Consider the following 16,790-nt stretch of genomic DNA (forward strand, 5'->3'; position numbering starts at 1 on the left):
TGCGGATTTGGTGAATGACGCAGATCTGCACCTCTGTCTCAGGGTAGATGGTTTCAATGGCTTCCGGGAAGCCTTTCAGGCCGTCTACCGAAGCGATCAGGATGTCCTTGACGCCGCGGTTCTGCAGGTCGGTCAGCACGCTGAGCCAGTAATGTGCGCCTTCATTTTCAGACAGATACAGCCCCAGCAGCTCTTTTTTACCCTCAACGGTCAGACCCAGAATCGTGTAGACGGCTTTGGATATGAAGCGACCGTTCTCTTTGATTTTATAGTGAATTGCATCCAGCCAGACGAAGGGATAGAGCGGCTCCAGATCCCGCTCCTGCCATGCTCTGAGTTCAGGTACCAAACGGTCGGTGATGGTGTTGATAGTGCCGTTGGAGATACTCATGCCGTACAGATCTAAGATGTGTTCTCGGATGTTCTGATAGCTGTTCCCAAGTGCGAATAGAGAGAGGATCTTCCCCTCCATCTCGTCGGTCAGGCGGGTCTGATACTTCTTGACGGTCTGAGGTTCGAACGTGCCATTACGGTCTCTCGGCGTTTCCAGTTCAAATTCACCTGACGATGTTTTGACCGTCTTTCTGGAGGTGCCATTCTTGCGGTTGGCAGAAGTTTCATTCGTCAGATGCTCGTCCAGCTCAGCTCCCAATGCGGCTTCGGTGATCTGCTTGATCAGCGGCGTGAGCAGGCCATCCTTGCCATTGAGGTTTTGCCCGGACTGCAGCGCTTTGGCGAATGCCTGGATATCAATTTCGTATTTATCAGCCATGATGTGTCTCTCCCGTTTTTAGGAAGTGTAGGAAAAGACACAAAACTTTGAACACTACCTGCTTATTTGTTAGTTTTCTCATGCAAAAGCCGCGGCAAAATTTTGAAGTTCTGAAAGATGTTTAGGTTTTTTAGGTTGAACTATGTCTTCATTGATTCTCAGTATTACACTCTTAAATACTTCAGTATTATTTTTCAACCCTTGAGATTCCATAAGTAAATTTATCTCATTTATGCTTTTTTCATTAACCTTAACTGAAAATCTTTTAGAAGATTTTGCTTTAGCCAGTTCTGTAGTTAGCAACACGTTTAAGTTTTTTTGAGAATACCTTCCCGTACTTAAAGCATGCAAATAGTACAACACCAATGATTTATTAAAACTATCGCTAAGAGTTGGATCTATTTTTTGTGTTGCCAAATTCAAAATATCTAAATAATGAGCAGGTAAGCGAACATCAATAGGGGTTTTAATCTTATTATACTCTGCTTTAACTTTAGCTGTGGATTGTTTTGGTATACTAACCACCTTTCCACATTCATCACAAACAGCAGCTAAAACATCTTTAACAACACCACTATTATCACTAAATCTAATATCCCGAAGTAAATATGTAGCATGAGTTAAACCACAATCAGGACAAATTACCTTCCTTGTGTCACCCTCTTTTACTATTTTCATATTACACTCCACTCTCATGCACACTAATAAACATTACATCTGGCTCAATAAAGTAAAACTTAATGTACCATCGTTTTCCGTCTTTAAATGGTTTCAGTATATGAACATCAATTGACGGAGCTTTATGATGAGGACTTACCTCATACTCATTTCCTCGGGTTTGGTTGACAAGCGAAATCACGTCAGCATCTGACAACTGTCCACACTGGAAAAGATTTTTCACATCAATGTTATCTCTAACTTCGTGATCATATGCCCCCTCTTCCAGACAGCCTATGACTTTGCTTTTTACGTCTCTAAAACCCATTACGAACCTTTGAAGTATGTACGCCACTTTTCGTACAGTCAAGTATTGTACGCAGTTTGACGTACATTGCAAATTAACGCATGACATGATCTCCCCTCATCAAGCTTTGCCACACTGGGGAAGCGGGGGCTGTCTTGTATGTCGCGCTTGAGTTCTGTGCTTCTCTCGCCATGGTGTGACGCGCGCCAGACACTCTTTGCTGGCTCAAAGAGTGCCCAGAAAAGCCTTTGATTTCGCTGGTGTTGTCCGGGCCGGTTGTAGGCGCTCCCGGCGCCGACAACCTAAAAATACATCCCTGTATTTTTCCCTGGGATTGTGACTGACTATCCTATTGATGATGCTCAGCCTGTCGGTATGGCAGTTACCTGTGCCAACCAAACTACAGAAAGCAACCCGGCGCTGAACCAGGTTATTCCTTAATAATGCCGCTTCGGGCTTGTCCAACACCCGAATAAAGTGTCGGCTGCGCGCCAGTTATGCTTATTTGTTAGGCGTAATTTTTCGTACATAGTGTCATCGTAGTTTCTGACACAGCCTCCGCTTCTATGCGGTAGCAATCTGACATTTCCCCAACAGCTTCGAAACCACATTTCAAATACAAATTTTTCGCAGGAAGATTGTTAGAAAGAACATTGAGATCTAACCAATCGATACTTGAAGTTTTATTACAAAACTGAATTACGGATTCAATCAGTTTTACACCTAAACCCTGTTTTCTTAAACTTGAATCAACACCCATGCCCAAAAGCACACGATGAAATTTATACTCTTCACTGTAATGACGTAAGTCAATATGACCAACTACTCGTTCATTAGAATCTTTGATTACCCAGAGCTTTCTCCAGCCAGGTTCACCAAGACTGTACTCAAAACCATCTCGAAACTTGGCCTTAAATTGTTCTGAAACTAGACAATTTTCTTTAGATATTGGTTGAAAAAGTGGAGAATCATCATCCGCATTTTCAAGAAGCTGCGCCCCTATATACTCGAAGAAATATTCTAGATCTGACCGCTTTGCTTCAACTATTCTCATGTATTCTCCTTCTTACGCATAACATTTTATTCTACGACATCATGTCATATAACTCTGTCGTATAACTACCTCAACGAAGTCCAGCTTACCCACTGATTTATATTAACTATTTTTACTTAATCATATAGATCCATCAGTAAGTGATACGACTCACTGCCTTATATCTTACTCAAACACATTATGCAACCCAATTTATATCATGAACTTTTATCGCACTTTATGATCTACCCTGAAGTTCAGCGTCGCAGATGCTGGTGAAAAAGCGACTGCGGTCACTGAGCGCTTTCAGGGTCGTTCATGAGCTGGTATTCATTTTGATTGTCAGAAAACCACTCTTTCATGGCCTTTCGCGATAGTTTGATGCCGGTTTGCGGCTGTTGCGGCATGGGGAAAAATGCATCGGGGATTTTGAAGCGGGTGAGTTTGTCTGCCAGCCAGAGGGGCAGTTGCAGGGCTGACAGGTCGCTGGGGCTGTCGATCAGGGCAATCGGGCGGGCGCCGTATTCGGGGCAGTGAACAGGGATCACCATACTCTGCCTGATGTCGGGATGACGGTTCAGCACAGCTTCAATTTCTTCGCAGTGGATATTCTCGCCGCCGGAAATAAACTGGTTATCGGCACGGCCTGTGATGCGAAGTTCACCGTCGACCCACAGGCCGACATCTTTGGTATCAAACCAGCCCTGTTCATCCATCAGCGGGATAAGCTGACCCTGATGATAGTAACCGCTCGCTAAGGTGTCGCCGCTAATAAAAATCCGGTGGTTTCTCAACTGAACCTGACGGTTTGGCAACACACGCCCGGCGCTGGGGATGTGGTCTGTCGGTTTGGCCGTCACCGTCGACGCCGCTTCTGTCATGCCATAACCCAGCCAGGTTTCAATGCCACTGTCTCTGGCCTGCTGGCAAAGTGGCAAAGGCACGTCACTGCCGCCCAGTAACACATGGCTGAGCTGCAGCGGCTGGCGGTGATCCAGCAGTCGTTTGAGCTGCGTGGCTACCAGCGACGCATGGGTCGCCCCTTGAATGTCCTGTTCCAGCTGACCGCTGCCGATTTTCAGGCAGGCACCAACAGTGAGCCAGCGGTACAGAATCGACAGACCGGAAACGTGATACATGGGCAGACTGAGCAGCCAGCAATCGTGCTGCTGAAACGACAAAACCGCCAGCAGTCCACGGGCCGAGGCCAGATGCTGAGCCTGGGTGTGGGCGACCGCTTTGGGCACGCCGGACGAGCCTGAGGTAAAAACAATCGAGGCTATTTTTTCTGTGTTGCGTTGTTCAGTGTCGCGTTGTTTTGCGTCTTGTCGTTCTGCATCGCGGGCAAGACACGGCGCCGATGCGGCAGCCGGCGCTTGCAGATTCAGAACCTGGCAGTCTGTAAATAAGCGCTGCCTGTCCTGTTCTGAAAAACCGCTGATGGCTGAGTCACTGATCCACACAAACTGTCGCTGCCCCTCGCCATACAGCACACGCAGGTTTTTCTGAATTAGCTGATAGGGCTGCGGCATCGTCAGGGCCGTGATCGCGCCCAGCTGGCTACAAGCCAAATAGAGCATCACCACATCCGGCGAGTTGTTGCTGACTACGGTCACCACAGCACCTTCGCTCACCCCCTGAGCGGCGAGCACGCGCGCCAGGTGGTGAATCTGCTCAGTCAGTGCTTGCCAGGTGTATTCAGTGTCAGCCGTGATCAGGGCGATATCGTCAGGCCGCGTTTGGGCCCAGGTGTGCCAGAGGCAAGGCTGGTGCAGACTGTGCGGACTCATGACTGCCATACCCGCGTCTGTTGTTGTAACGACTGAACCGGCAACGAACTGCCCGGCCAGGGGATTTCAAGCTGCGCGCTGAACAGATGAAGTGTATCCAGCCCGGGCAAGCTCTCTGGCAGCAACCAGTGAGACAGGCGTGCGAGCTGCGTCAGCCCCAGGCTGGACTCAAGCGCTGAACTGATCACCACAGACATGCCCGCGGCATGCGCATCGCCAATCAATTGCGCACAGCGCTGCACCGAACCGATCAAGGTCGGCTTCAGGATAAGCGTCTGAGCACCCGCCAAGCGATTGAGTCTGAAATCCGGCGCTGTGACGGCAGCTTGCAAAGTTTCATCCCACGCCAGTGCGAGGCCGGTTTCTTTGCTGAAATTCAGGCTGTCGGCCGGTCGCTGACAAGGCTCTTCAATAAAGGCAATTCGTGAAACATGAGCAGGCGCAAGATCGCGGGCGAACTCATGCGCCTGCGACAGCGACCAGGCACAGTTGGCGTCCAGCCGCAGCATCAGCGACGGGTGCGCTTTCAGCAAGGCACTGACATTAACAGCATCCTGGTGCGGCGAACCACGGCCCAGTTTGAGTTTGACAAGGCGGCAATCCGCTGGCACGCAGAGGTTTGTGGCAGCGCCTGCCGCCCCGGTGTGCACTGACTCATGGCTCAGCAAGGGCACCGTCCGGTATGTGGCTGCGATCGGTAGTCCGCCTTGCAGTTCCAATGCCGCCATCGACAGCCCGAATGCCACCGACGGCCACCGGGCACAGGCCATGATGTCCTTTCCGGCCACCCAGCATTTGAGCGCGATGCGGCTCTGCTGTTCGGCCTGATCGGCACATTCCACACTGAAGCCCGGCAAGGGCGCGATTTCCCCGCGTCCGATGCGCGCGCCCTGCCGCAGCTCGGCGATGTAGCCGGTGCGCTCGGTTAATCGCCTGCCCCGCAGGATCACCCCAGTGTCCATCGGCAACCGGTAACGATACAGACTGGCTGAACGCGTCATCCTGTTCACACCTTGTTTCTATATACGGTTCTGTATTTATCGCTCATTGATGACAGATCACGGGTTGCGCGGGAATTTTTTGAAGTCCGGCTGGCGTTTTTCATTGAACGCATTACGGCCTTCCTGACCTTCTTCGGTCATATAAAACAGCATGGTGGCATTGCCCGCCAGCTCCTGCAGTCCGGCCTGTCCGTCGCAGTCGGCATTCAGTGCGGCTTTGAGGCAACGCAGCGCCATCGGGCTGTGCTGCAACACTTCACGACACCATCGCACCGTCTCTCTTTCCAGCTCCGCCAGCGGCACAACGGTATTGACCAGCCCCATCTCCAGCGCTTCCTGCGCATCGTAAAAACGACACAGAAACCAGATTTCGCGGGCCTTTTTCTGACCGACAATCCGTGCCATATAAGCGGCGCCCCAGCCGCCGTCAAAAGACCCGACTTTCGGGCCGGTCTGACCAAAGCGGGCATTCTCTGCCGCTATGGTCAGATCGCACATCATGTGCAGCACATGGCCGCCGCCCACCGCCCAGCCGGCCACCGAGGCAATCACAGGTTTCGGACAGGTGCGGATCTGGCGCTGAAAATCCAGCACATTCAAATGGTGAGTACCGGCATCGTCCCGGTAACCGCCATAGTCACCACGTACTTTCTGATCGCCCCCGGAGCAGAAGGCATCCTCGCCCAGCCCGGTGAGAATAATCACGCCGACGGACTCATCGTAGCGGGCTTGTGACAGCGCATGGATCATTTCGTTGACGGTCTGCGGACGAAAAGCATTGTGCACCTGCGGACGGGCGATGGTGATTCTGGCAATGCCATCGCTCGATGTGTGGTACTGAATATCGTCATACCCGCTGCCGCCGTTTACCCATTCAATCGGCGCATAAAGTGCCTGTTCAGACAAACCCAGGGTTATAGCCATCTCATCCTCACTCTCAGATCACTGTGTTATTTCAAGATGCTGGTGCAGCTGACGCCTGAGCGCCATCGCAAAAGCCTGCGGTTGTTCTTTGTGGGCGTTGTGCCCGGCATGGGCGATACAGCTTGCCGGCACCCGGCTGTCGTTGGCCATTCGCGAAAATTTGCTGTCATGCCCGCCGTAAAAGTAATGCAGCGGCACGGGCTGCGACTTGAGCGCATCCGCCAGATACGCTTGCCGGGCTAATGACGTCGCGAGCAGCATGGTGGCCACACCTGATCCGAGGTTATCACTGCGGCAGTTAACCAAACTTTGTTTTTGCGCATGATTCAGCGAAGAAAAGACAGGTTGCTGGTACCAGTCGGCCAACACCGCATCGACAGGCTCACGGCGAAACCGGCGGGCCCAGCGGCAGTCCTGTCGCCACCGTACAACTTGTTCCTGTGTGGAAGTCAGGCCAAAGTGACCGCCTTCCACCGCCAGCAGCCGGATATTCAGCGGCGCAAACAGGCCGCAGGCCACTCCGTGCATGGCGATACGGGCGCCCAGTGAGTAGCCCGTCAGCACCAGGGGCCGGTCAGCCAGCTGAAGCTTGATCAGGCTATCGCGAACCTGTCCCGCCGCCTGATCCAGAGAGTGACAGGCAACAGCGCGGCTGCCGCCATGACCGGGCAAATCCAGCCCGATACAGGAATAGGCTTGCAGCCACTGAGCGCAGTCAAGCCAGTCTGCTCCGTTGCCCAGCAGGCCGTGGAGAAACACCATCACCGGCTGTTCAGGCTGATCGCTCCGGGTAAGAAACCGGCTACAGAGCATGCAGATCTCTGATGAACTGGCTGAGCTGCTCGCCGGCTTCTCCCGGCGGCGTCTGGATCTCCACCAGCAGCGCACCTGTCCCGGCAAGCAAATGCTCATTCACAACCGATTGATAAGCAAACAGTGTCGTGGTTTTGTAATACGCCAGTCCAAACTGACGGGCAGCGTGCTCAAACTGATAACCGTGCGGCATCTGGTACAAATGCTGTTTACTGTCCGGCGGGACAGGCAGCAGATCAAAAATGGCACCGCCGTCGTTGTTCGTGACGACGATGACCACAGGTGTTTTACTGTGGGTCAATAACGCCAGCGAGTTCAGATCATGCAGCAGCGAGGTATCGCCCAGCAGCAAGATTAAAGGACTGCCGCTGGCACGCTGCACCCCTGCCGCAGTGGCGACCAGCCCGTCAATGCCCGAAGCGCCCCGGTTAGTGTAAACAGCCCGCCCGTCAAACAGGGTAAACATGTCGACCAGTCTGGCAATCAGGCTGTTTCCCAGAAAGAAACTCGCCTGCTGACCCCTGTGGCTCAGATCCATCGCCAGTGCCAGTTCCGACATTGCGCCACTGGCCGCTAAATAGCTGCCGACCCTGGCATGGACCTGCTGCGCCGTGTGCCGGAGTGCCTGTCGCCAGTGCTGCTGATGCGTCTGTCCGGGCAGCGGATCATCAGCGGCGGTATTTGCTAACGCTGTCAGGGCCTTGTCTGCCCAGTCGGCAATACCCGCGACAAAATGGCGTTGCGGCAGGTGGTCCGGATTGTGACGTGCCCTGTCGGCCGACACATACCAGTATTCGCCCTGCCTTTCACCGACCTGCCGGGCAATCCACTGGGTCAGGCGCTTGGAAATCAGGCGTGAGCCAAACTGGAGGATCAGATTGCACTCATTCAGCGGCGCGGCCAGCTCGTCAACCTGCAGCCAGAGATCGTAGTGCGCCCAGTCGCTGCCGATCCCCGATTGCGGATCGCACAGCAGCGGGCATTCCAGCGCTGCCGCCAGTGCGGCCACCGCCTGCGCGTCTGAAACAGACATGTCACCGGCGATAATGACCGTCTTTTTTCTGCGCAGCGCCTGAATATCATCAGGCACAGTGACCCGTGCAGGCTGAACAGACACACAGGCAAAAGGCTGCTCCGCGCTTCGCCAGTGAGCAAGCAAACCTGTGTAATAGCCCGATTCATCCGGCGGATCTGGCGAATACAGAGGCTCCGGAAACGGGCAGTTTATGTGCACCGCACCACCCTGCTGACGCTGGCGAAACAGCAGCTCATCTACCGATGTCAGCAGCCAGTGTAACGGGACAGTCACAGAAGGGCTGGGCAGATCCAGGCAGGCGGTCACATGAGAAGAGAAAATTCCCGGCTGGCAGATCGCCTGATTGGCGCCGCAGCCAATCAGTTCGGCAGGCCGGTCGGCGGTCAGCAACACCAGCTTTTCACCGGTCAGCCCCGCTTCAACCACAGCCGGTAACAGATTGGCCACCGCGGTGCCGGAGGTCACGATAACCGCCACCGGCTGGCCGCTGGTTTTGGCCATACCGAGCGCAAGAAAGCCCAGTCCGCGCTCATCAAAATGGCTATGCAGATTCAGTGCCGGATGCGCGTCGGCTTCCAGAGCCAGCGGTGTCGAGCGTGAACCGGGGGCAAGACAGAGCTCTGTCACCCCCAGGCGTGACAATTCTTCGAGCAGGGTTCGCGCCCAGATCCGGTTCAGGTGAGCCTGTTCGCCAATCATCAGGCCACCTCAGACACGTGCGTTGCGGCAGCGAAATCTTTGATTAACGCCAGCAGGGTCGACATTTTCCTGTCCAGCTCCAGCCATTCACTGCCTGCTTCAGAGCCTGCCACTATGCCTGCTCCGGCAAAAAGCTGCAGCTGATCCTGCATGATATAAGCGCTGCGGATCGCCACACAGAATTCTGCTTTTTCGCGACTGACATAACCCAGCGAACCGGCATACCAGCCGCGCTCAAACGGTTCATGCTGGCGGAGAAACTGCATGGCTGAGCAGCGGGGCAATCCGGCCACGGCAGCGGTAGGTTGCAGCGCATGAAGCAGACTTACGCCACAGACGCCGGGTTTTAGCCGGGCACGGATATGGCGTTTTAAGTGCTGTACCTGACGCAGTTGCAGCAGCGCTGGCGACTCCTCAACATCAAGATAATCAATATAGGGCGCCAGACTATCGGTAATATCGTCCACCACGTACTGATTTTCCTGACGGTTTTTCGCATCCAGGCTGAGCCAGCGGGCCCATTGCCGATCCTGTGCAGGCGTGCGCCCGCGGCCAATGGTACCGGCAAGTGCTTCGGTCTGAAGACTGACGCCGTCACGCTGATACAAACGCTCAGGGCTCGAGCCCACAAACGCCCGCTGCTCATCCAGCGCCAGCATGAAATGAAAACTGTACGCATTGGCCTGACGGCTGGCACTGAGTAATTGCGCGGCTGACATCGCAGAATTGATTGTTACTGTGCTCTTTCTGGCCAGCACCACTTTGTCGAACTGCCCGGTCTGAATACCCGCCAGCACATCGCCAACCAGCTTGTGCCAGTGAGTTTGATTCGGGGTATGGCGCACAGACACGATCGGCGCCGCGGTCCTTGCACCGCTAATGGCAGGCAACAAGATTTGCTTGGTCACTAATTGTCTGAGCTTTGCAATCACTGATGCTTTGCCGCCATGCAGGTTCACCGCCAGTGACCATGTGTCGCCCTCGCGGATCAGCTCAATACAGGGCAGGAAAAAATAAGAACACAGCGTTGAATCGCTGCGATTTTCCTCAGCATCAAAAGCACGGCAGCCCCACACACGCTGTTCATCCTGGAGCAGGGCGCAGGCAGGCTGCGGATCGGAATAAACCGCATGCTGGCCCAGTGCCACCACTTCCTCCTGACCATCACGCGATTGCCAGTACAATTTCGGATACAGCGTCTGCGCATCCAGCCAGTCGACACCCGACACGTCAGATTGAGCCGCCAGCGGCTGTTTCAGCCGGGCAGTACCTTCCGGCGCCGTGCGAACACGTTCAATAAGTGCACTGACCGTCTGACAAAAATGCGACACCTTGACCTCACAGAGCAGAATTGGAAAGCAGCCGAACTCAGCCCGTATTCTACTGCTCAGCCAACTGCCCTGAGATGCACCAGATCAATATTGTTTTCATTTTTTATCCTGAACAATAAAGAACCTGAGTACAGAGACTTGAAGTTCGCTTTTTCGTCCTTATATCAATAGCAAGAGAGCCATTAGCCTTACTTTCAGTGCGTTTATTTTTTTGAGGGATGACAGGAAGACTCCTGCCTGTAGATTGAGGTGAGCATGCTGACGCAACTACCCAGACTGCATCTGGAATTCACAGAGTGCAGCCCAAGATCCAGTGATACCCACCATCAGACATTGGCGCCGCCACGCTGGCCGATGAGTCAGGTCTTTCCGGCAATGCCGGTGACAGACAGCACGTTTCGGTTACCCACAGTGAAGTTTGTGATCCTGGTATCTGCTGAGTATGTACTTGAACAATTGAAAAAAGCCATTTCCCAGCCAGTCCTTCACTGATGGGCAACCTTGTCCTGTGTGATAAGTGTGATTAACAAAAACAAACAAAAAAACCGGCGCTCAATACGCCGGTCTCTGTTACAGATGGGCAATCCGTTGTGATCAGTTAATGGCAAACAGCGCCATAAACTCATTCACCGGGGTTGCTTCCAGCCTGGCCTGATCACTGCAGAGCTCAACAATCTTATCACTCATGCCCTGCGGGAAGCGGGTCAGCAGGTTGCGTCTGAACTTACGCTCCAGCACAGGAATGCCTTCTCCACGGCGACGGCGGTGACCAATCGGGTACTCAACCGAGACCTTCTCGGTGCTGGTGCCATCGTTGAAGAAAATCTGAATAGCATTGGCAATCGAGCGCTTGTCTGATTCCAGATATTCGGCGCTGTAACGCTTATCTTCAATGATTTCCATTTTGCTGCGCAGCGCATCGATGCGGCTGTCGCCACGGTGGAAGTCATCTTCATAGTGCTCTGCAATCAGATCGCCGTAAATCAGAGGCACAGCAATCATGTATTGCAGGCAGTGATCACGGTCGGCAGGATTGGCCAGATCGCCGGATTTGGAAATAATGCGAATAGCAGATTCGTGCGTGGTCACTTCGATACGTTCGATGTCATCCAGACGATCCTTCACCTGATCATGCAGCGTCACTGCGCACTCTACCGCTGTCTGGGCGTGGAACTCTGCCGGGAAAGAAATCTTAAACAGCACATTTTCCATCACGTAGCTGCCAAAATCCTGATTCAGCCTGAACGGCTGGCCGTTGAACAGCACATCGTAGTAGCCCCATTTAGGGGCAGTCAGCACAGACGGCAGCCCCATTTCGCCTTTCATGGTGATCATCGCCAGACGTACGGCACGGGAGGTGGCATCGCCCGCTGCCCACGACTTACGGGAGCCGGCATTCGGTGCGTGACGATAGGTGCGCAGCGCACAGCCATCAACCCAGGCCTGAGACACAGCATCAATGATCTGATCGCGGTTTCCGCCCAGCATCTTGGTCACCACAGCCGTTGATGCCACACGCACCAGCAGTACATGATCCAGACCCACGCGGTTATAACTGTTTTCCAGCGCCAGCACGCCCTGAATTTCATGGGCTTTGATCATAGCGGTCAGTACGTCGCGCATGGTCAGCGGCGCTTTGCCTTCCGAGACAGCAACGCGGCTCAGGTAATCGGCTGTAGCCAGAATACCGCCCAGGTTGTCAGACGGATGGCCCCATTCTGCGGCCAGCCAGGTGTCATTAAAATCCAGCCAGCGAATGATGCAACCAATGTTAAACGCAGCGGTGATCGGGTCCAGCTCGTGGGAGGTGCCCGGTACACGCGCGCCGTTCAGTACAGTTGTACCCGGTACAGTCGGGCCCAGGTGTTTGGTGCATTCAGGGAAGCGCAGTGCCAGCAGGCCACAGCCCAGGGTATCCATCAGGCAGTTACGGGCGGTGTTATAGGCCTCGGCTGAGGTAATTTCACTATTGGCCACATAATCGGCAATTTTTACCAGCAGCTCATCCGGCTGCGGGCGTTCATTCAGTTCAACGTTGAGGCTCATTCATCTTTCCTTTTACTTCTGAGTCGTTATTGTTTCGATTCCCTTTCAAAGGGAGGGAGTATCAGCCGTGACAGCAAGCTTCGTTGATCCCTCCCCCTTTTCAAGGGGGAGGCTGGTAGGGGGTTCTTCGGCATAAGGCTCAAACCCGTGCACTTCTCACCAACCCCACCCTAACCCTCCCCTTGACTAAGGGGAGGGAATATCAGCGGCGTTGGTCTATCGGCAGCCAGTCCTGATGATCCGGGCCGATATAATCTGCACTCGGCCGGATGATGCGGTTATTCTCACGCTGCTCATACACATGCGCAGCCCAGCCGGTAACACGGCTCATGACAAAGATCGGCGTAAACAATTTGGTGGGAATCCCCATAAAGTGATACGCCGAGGCATGGAAAAAGTCCGCATTGGCAAACAGACCTTTTTCACGTTTCATCACAGCTTCCACCCGCTCAGACACAGCATATAAATGGGCGTCACCGGCATCGGCCGACAACTTACGCGCCCATTCTTTGATCAGCGCGTTACGCGGGTCTGAGTCGCGATAAATTGCATGACCAAAGCCCATGATTTTGTCTTTATTCGCCAGCATGGTGAGGATATGGCTTTCCGCTTCGTCCGGGGTTTTCCAGTGTTCGATCATCGCCATCGCCGCTTCGTTAGCTCCGCCGTGCAGCGGGCCGCGCAGGCTGCCGATCGCCGCCGTAATGCACGAATGCAGATCAGACAGAGTAGAAGCACAGACACGCGCGGTGAAGGTCGAGGCATTGAACTCATGCTCGGCATAGAGGATCAGCGAGCAATGCATCACCTGCTTATGCAGCTCCGACGGCGCCTTACCGGTCAGCATTTCCAGAAAATAGCCGCCGGTACAATCCTGCTCAGAACTGGCGGTATCGATGCGCACCCCGTCGTGGCTGTAGCGGTACCAGTAGCAAATGATGGCAGGCAGCATGGCCAGTAACGTGTCGGTTTTGTCTGCCTGCTGGCTGAAATCCGTTTCCTGATCCAGGTTACCCAGCATGGAGCAGCCGGTACGCATCACGTCCATCGGGTGTGCCTGCGCCGGAATCGCTTCCAGCACGGTTTTCAATGCACCGGGCAGGCCGCGTTTAGCTTTCAGTGTCGCTTTGTACTGATCCAGCTCTGCCTGGGTCGGCAGTTTGCCTTTCAGCAGCAGATAAGCCACTTCTTCGAACTGGGCATTGTGCGCCAGATCTGTGATGTCATAGCCACGGTATGTCAGGCCGGTACCGGTTTTGCCCACGGTACAGAGCGCGGTGCTGCCGGCACTCTGACCGCGAAGACCTGCCCCGCCCAGTGGCTTGTTATGTGAACTGTCCTTGTTTGCCGTGTTTTCATTGTCCGCTGTCACTGATTGTGTCGCAGTCATTACAGGCTCCTTTTGTTGCTGGTCGTCACGTTATTGGATTGAGACGCTGACTTCGTACGCCTTCTCTTTTTCTGTTGCATGAATTCTTTCTGTCCCTCCCCCTTTTCAAGGGGGAGGTTAGGAGGGGGTTACCGGGCACAATTTCTGAATCTGCGCACACCCTGCGAACCCCACCCTAGCCCTCCCCTTGCCAAGGGGAGGGAATGTTTGTGTTAACAACAAACTCGGTACCGTTCCTCCCCTTTTTCAAGGGGGAGGTTAGGAGGGGGTTACCGGGCACAATTTCTGAATCTGTGCACACCCTACGAACCCCACCCTAACCCTCCCCTTGCCAAGGGGAGGGACTATTTGTGCATCTTGTCACTGGCCGCTGAAGAGCTTATCCAGCTTTTGCTCATATTCATGGTAGCCAAGATAGTCATAAAGCTCTTCGCGGGTTTGCATCTGCTCAACCACGTTGCGCTGATGACCGTCTGTCAGCAGGTGCTGATAGACATTCAGTGCCGCTTTGTTCATGGCACGAAAGGCTGACAGCGGATAAAGCACCATGCCGACACCCTGTCCGGCCAGCTCTTCGGAGGAAAACAGCGGCGTGGCACCAAATTCAGTGATGTTTGCCAGCACAGGCACTTTGACTGCATCCACAAACTGGCGGTACTGCTCGAGCGAAATCATGGCTTCCGGGAAAATCATATCGGCACCGGCTTCCACACAGGCAATGGCCCGCTCTATCGCGGCATCCATCCCTTCAACGGCCAGTGCATCGGTACGGGCCATAATGACAAAGCTATCATCCTGACGGGCATCAACGGCCGCTTTGATGCGATCGACCATCTCAGCCTGGCTGACAATGGCTTTATTCGGACGGTGCCCGCAGCGTTTCTGCGCCACCTGATCTTCCATATGGACCGCGGCGGCACCGGCCCGCTCCATTTCACGAATGGTGCGGGCAATATTGAATGCGCCGCCAAAACCGGTATCGATATCCACCAGCAGCGGCAGATCACAGGCGGCGGTGATCCGGCGCACGTCTTCTGTTACATCATTCAGGGTAGTGATCCCCAGATCCGGCAGACCATATGAGGCATTGGCGATCCCGCCGCCAGACAGGTAAATCGCCTGGTGACCCACCTGCTTTGCCATCATGGCGCAGTATGGATTGATCGTCCCCACCACCTGAAGCGGGTGGTTGTCTACAACAGCCTGACGAAAACGCTGTCCTGGCTTCATAACATGCTCCTTGTTGTAATAAGAATTACCCGGCAGAACGCAGTCTGCTGAGTATCAGTCCTTGTTTAACTGGCTTTCGATCAGGGTTCTGCTGCGCATGATGTGGCGGCGCATCAGCATTTCAGCCAGCTCTCCGTCGCGCTCCTTTATCGCTGCCAGAATCTGGGTGTGCTCGTTCAGTGCCCGCTCCGGACGTGAATGCGAACGCGGTGACTGATAACGGTACATACGCAGCAGGTGATAAAGCTCATCGCACAACAAGCTGATTAACTTGCTGTTTCGACTGGCTTTGATGATCCGGTAGTGGAAATCGAAATCACCGTGCTGGTGAAAATAGGAAGCACCATCGACCTGCTCAATATGGGTCTGATGGGTTTGCAATAAGGTTTCCAGCCCGGCAATTTCTTCGTCAGTGATTTTTTCACAGGCCTGACGCGCCGCCATACCTTCCAGCGCTTCCCGCACGGCATAAATTTCTGCCAGTTTCTGCGGGCTGAGTGCAACGACCCGGGCGCCGACATGGGGAATACGCTCGACCAAACCCAAGGCTTCAACCCGCATCATGGCTTCACGCAGCGGGCCACGGCTAACGGCAAACTGGCGGGCCAGTTCAGGTTCAGATATCTTGCTGCCGGCAGGAAAAACCCCGGTGACGATGCGCTCTACCAGCACTTCCAGCAAACTGTTGGATTTGGTCGGCTCTTTTACAGGGTCAGCTTTACTGCCCACAACCAGCGTGGGATCTTGCACATTGTCTACAATATCAATACTCACAGCACTTTCCACCCATCCAACCAACACACATTGTCAACAATAGTTAATCAATATGGCAAAAGTAGACCTATAGAAGAGAAAAAACAAGTCAATTGTTAACAACAAGTAAATCTGAACAGCTAGAATTGTCGACAATGTGAGAGAGATCGACGAGAGAAAACAGAGAAAGGTGGGATGGGCATGGTTAACCAGGAGCTAAAAACCCTGCTGGGTTGATCCTGCACAGTTAACTCAGCAGTGTTAACAATAGTGCATTTTCGCAGACAAGCCGCAAAATAACCGGGGAAGTGCGCGACCGATACAAAACCATCTCCAGTTCGGGCAGTTAAACGGACGGAGCACCTCCGCCCTTGATTTATTTCTAAGGCTTAATGAGTCAAAACATAAAGAGTTAAGGCTTGATAGGTCCGGCATGCTGTTCAATGTGCTTTTCCAGCGTTCTAAACCACCCCAGCAAAAAAAGCACTTCAGCCAGGACGAACAAGGGGCCAATGATCAGGCCGGCAAGATCATCAACAAACGCCGGCTTCTTGCCTTCAAAATAATGGCCGATGAACTGAATCACCCAACCCAGGAAGAACAGGCTCAGGCTGAAGCCCAGCCAGCCCAAAAGGGGCAGCGCTGCAATCGGCAAAGCCGCCATGATCATCACTGACAGCACAAGCGCCATCATCAGGCCCATCGGCACACTGAGGCGCAAGTAGTAGAGCACACTCAATGCCACGGCAACATAAGCACCATTGAACTCCATCTCCCCTAATGAAAACGCTACTCTGGCAAACAGGCAGATCACGGCAAAAACAATCAAGGGGATACCGACAAAGTGCGTGTGTATATTGCGCTTTGAACGATGATAGAGCGCATATTGGGTCAATTGCTGTTCCAGAGTTTTCATTGCCTTGTCCTGATACCGTCACCAAGTAATGACTCTAAAACACAGCGCAATGTTAACGAAGTGTAAAATTTAGATTCTGTGATATCGCATCA

Annotated in this window: 16 protein-coding genes; 1 reads left to right on the plus strand and 15 read right to left on the minus strand. The window is 53.5% G+C overall.

Translation table 11 applies throughout. The annotated features are described in order from the left end of the window. From P0Y67_RS16625 to P0Y67_RS16670, 10 genes are all read right to left on the minus strand, one after another. On the minus strand, window positions 1-772 hold a 772-nt coding region (locus P0Y67_RS16625; RefSeq protein ID WP_342392774.1), incomplete at its 3' end, for an IS256 family transposase. Between the two features lie 78 nt (window positions 773-850). Continuing rightward, window positions 851-1,450 (minus strand): hypothetical protein, encoded by a 600-nt coding sequence (locus P0Y67_RS16630; RefSeq protein ID WP_342392775.1) that lies wholly within the window; start codon window positions 1,448-1,450, stop codon window positions 851-853. Between the two features lies 1 nt (window position 1,451). After that, the gene (locus P0Y67_RS16635; RefSeq protein WP_342392776.1) at window positions 1,452-1,757 is read right to left on the minus strand and encodes a hypothetical protein; all 306 of its coding nucleotides are present in this window, start codon (window positions 1,755-1,757) and stop codon (window positions 1,452-1,454) included. A gap of 487 nt (window positions 1,758-2,244) precedes the next feature. Then, window positions 2,245-2,790 (minus strand): GNAT family N-acetyltransferase, encoded by a 546-nt coding sequence (locus tag P0Y67_RS16640; RefSeq protein WP_342392777.1) that lies wholly within the window; start codon window positions 2,788-2,790, stop codon window positions 2,245-2,247. A 272-nt stretch (window positions 2,791-3,062) separates the two neighbouring features. Next, entirely contained in the window at window positions 3,063-4,559 is a 1,497-nt protein-coding gene (menE, locus tag P0Y67_RS16645; RefSeq protein WP_446728851.1) for an o-succinylbenzoate--CoA ligase, read from the minus strand. Further along, window positions 4,556-5,560 (minus strand): o-succinylbenzoate synthase, encoded by a 1,005-nt coding sequence (gene menC, locus P0Y67_RS16650; protein WP_342392779.1) that lies wholly within the window; start codon window positions 5,558-5,560, stop codon window positions 4,556-4,558. Before menC ends, menE begins: the two co-directional genes overlap by 4 nt. 57 nt (window positions 5,561-5,617) lie before the next feature. Continuing rightward, window positions 5,618-6,484 carry a 1,4-dihydroxy-2-naphthoyl-CoA synthase gene (gene menB / locus P0Y67_RS16655; protein WP_342392780.1) on the minus strand — a complete coding sequence of 289 codons (867 nt, stop codon included), beginning with the start codon at window positions 6,482-6,484 and terminating at the stop codon, window positions 5,618-5,620. Between the two features lie 18 nt (window positions 6,485-6,502). After that, window positions 6,503-7,297: a 2-succinyl-6-hydroxy-2,4-cyclohexadiene-1-carboxylate synthase gene (gene menH, locus P0Y67_RS16660; RefSeq protein ID WP_342392781.1), complete on the minus strand. Its 795-nt coding sequence runs from the start codon at window positions 7,295-7,297 to the stop codon at window positions 6,503-6,505. Beyond that, window positions 7,287-9,032: a 2-succinyl-5-enolpyruvyl-6-hydroxy-3-cyclohexene-1-carboxylic-acid synthase gene (menD, locus tag P0Y67_RS16665; protein WP_342392782.1), complete on the minus strand. Its 1,746-nt coding sequence runs from the start codon at window positions 9,030-9,032 to the stop codon at window positions 7,287-7,289. Before menD ends, menH begins: the two co-directional genes overlap by 11 nt. Then, complete coding sequence (locus tag P0Y67_RS16670) at window positions 9,032-10,363, minus strand: isochorismate synthase (RefSeq protein ID WP_342392783.1); 1,332 nt, start codon at window positions 10,361-10,363, stop codon at window positions 9,032-9,034. The genes menD and P0Y67_RS16670 overlap by 1 nt, the downstream gene beginning before the upstream one ends. A gap of 255 nt (window positions 10,364-10,618) precedes the next feature. Between P0Y67_RS16670 and P0Y67_RS16675 the strand changes: the two genes are divergently transcribed. Further along, window positions 10,619-10,855, plus strand: coding sequence for a hypothetical protein (locus tag P0Y67_RS16675; RefSeq protein WP_342392785.1), 237 nt, complete (start codon window positions 10,619-10,621; stop codon window positions 10,853-10,855). A gap of 102 nt (window positions 10,856-10,957) precedes the next feature. Here the strand turns inward: P0Y67_RS16675 and P0Y67_RS16680 are convergent, their stop codons facing one another. From P0Y67_RS16680 to P0Y67_RS16700, 5 genes are all read right to left on the minus strand, one after another. After that, window positions 10,958-12,409, minus strand: coding sequence for a bifunctional 2-methylcitrate dehydratase/aconitate hydratase (locus P0Y67_RS16680; protein WP_342392786.1), 1,452 nt, complete (start codon window positions 12,407-12,409; stop codon window positions 10,958-10,960). 202 nt (window positions 12,410-12,611) lie between these two features. Then, window positions 12,612-13,799 (minus strand): bifunctional 2-methylcitrate synthase/citrate synthase, encoded by a 1,188-nt coding sequence (prpC, locus tag P0Y67_RS16685; protein ID WP_342392787.1) that lies wholly within the window; start codon window positions 13,797-13,799, stop codon window positions 12,612-12,614. A gap of 360 nt (window positions 13,800-14,159) precedes the next feature. Further along, window positions 14,160-15,029 carry a methylisocitrate lyase gene (gene prpB, locus P0Y67_RS16690; protein ID WP_342392788.1) on the minus strand — a complete coding sequence of 290 codons (870 nt, stop codon included), beginning with the start codon at window positions 15,027-15,029 and terminating at the stop codon, window positions 14,160-14,162. Between the two features lie 54 nt (window positions 15,030-15,083). Then, window positions 15,084-15,764: a GntR family transcriptional regulator gene (locus tag P0Y67_RS16695; RefSeq protein ID WP_342392808.1), complete on the minus strand. Its 681-nt coding sequence runs from the start codon at window positions 15,762-15,764 to the stop codon at window positions 15,084-15,086. Between the two features lie 430 nt (window positions 15,765-16,194). Next, a complete protein-coding gene (locus P0Y67_RS16700) occupies window positions 16,195-16,698 on the minus strand; it encodes an Mpo1 family 2-hydroxy fatty acid dioxygenase (protein ID WP_342392790.1) in 504 nt (167 codons plus the stop codon). Window positions 16,699-16,790 lie beyond the last annotated feature (92 nt).

The organism is Photobacterium sp. SP02, from assembly GCF_038519165.1.
Lineage (GTDB): Bacteria > Pseudomonadota > Gammaproteobacteria > Enterobacterales > Vibrionaceae > Photobacterium > Photobacterium halotolerans.

Coding starts and splice junctions, on each gene's coding strand:
- menC (WP_342392779.1), bottom strand. CDS start 5,560: ATGACGCGTTCAGCCAGTCTGTATCGTTACCGGTTGCCGATGGACACT.
- P0Y67_RS16680 (WP_342392786.1), bottom strand. CDS start 12,409: ATGAGCCTCAACGTTGAACTGAATGAACGCCCGCAGCCGGATGAGCTG.
- P0Y67_RS16640 (WP_342392777.1), bottom strand. CDS start 2,790: ATGAGAATAGTTGAAGCAAAGCGGTCAGATCTAGAATATTTCTTCGAG.
- menH (WP_342392781.1), bottom strand. CDS start 7,297: ATGCTCTGTAGCCGGTTTCTTACCCGGAGCGATCAGCCTGAACAGCCG.
- menD (WP_342392782.1), bottom strand. CDS start 9,032: ATGATTGGCGAACAGGCTCACCTGAACCGGATCTGGGCGCGAACCCTG.
- P0Y67_RS16675 (WP_342392785.1), top strand. CDS start 10,619: ATGCTGACGCAACTACCCAGACTGCATCTGGAATTCACAGAGTGCAGC.
- P0Y67_RS16630 (WP_342392775.1), bottom strand. CDS start 1,450: ATGAAAATAGTAAAAGAGGGTGACACAAGGAAGGTAATTTGTCCTGAT.
- P0Y67_RS16700 (WP_342392790.1), bottom strand. CDS start 16,698: ATGAAAACTCTGGAACAGCAATTGACCCAATATGCGCTCTATCATCGT.
- menB (WP_342392780.1), bottom strand. CDS start 6,484: ATGGCTATAACCCTGGGTTTGTCTGAACAGGCACTTTATGCGCCGATT.
- prpB (WP_342392788.1), bottom strand. CDS start 15,029: ATGAAGCCAGGACAGCGTTTTCGTCAGGCTGTTGTAGACAACCACCCG.
- P0Y67_RS16635 (WP_342392776.1), bottom strand. CDS start 1,757: ATGGGTTTTAGAGACGTAAAAAGCAAAGTCATAGGCTGTCTGGAAGAG.
- prpC (WP_342392787.1), bottom strand. CDS start 13,799: ATGACTGCGACACAATCAGTGACAGCGGACAATGAAAACACGGCAAAC.
- menE (WP_446728851.1), bottom strand. CDS start 4,559: ATGAGTCCGCACAGTCTGCACCAGCCTTGCCTCTGGCACACCTGGGCC.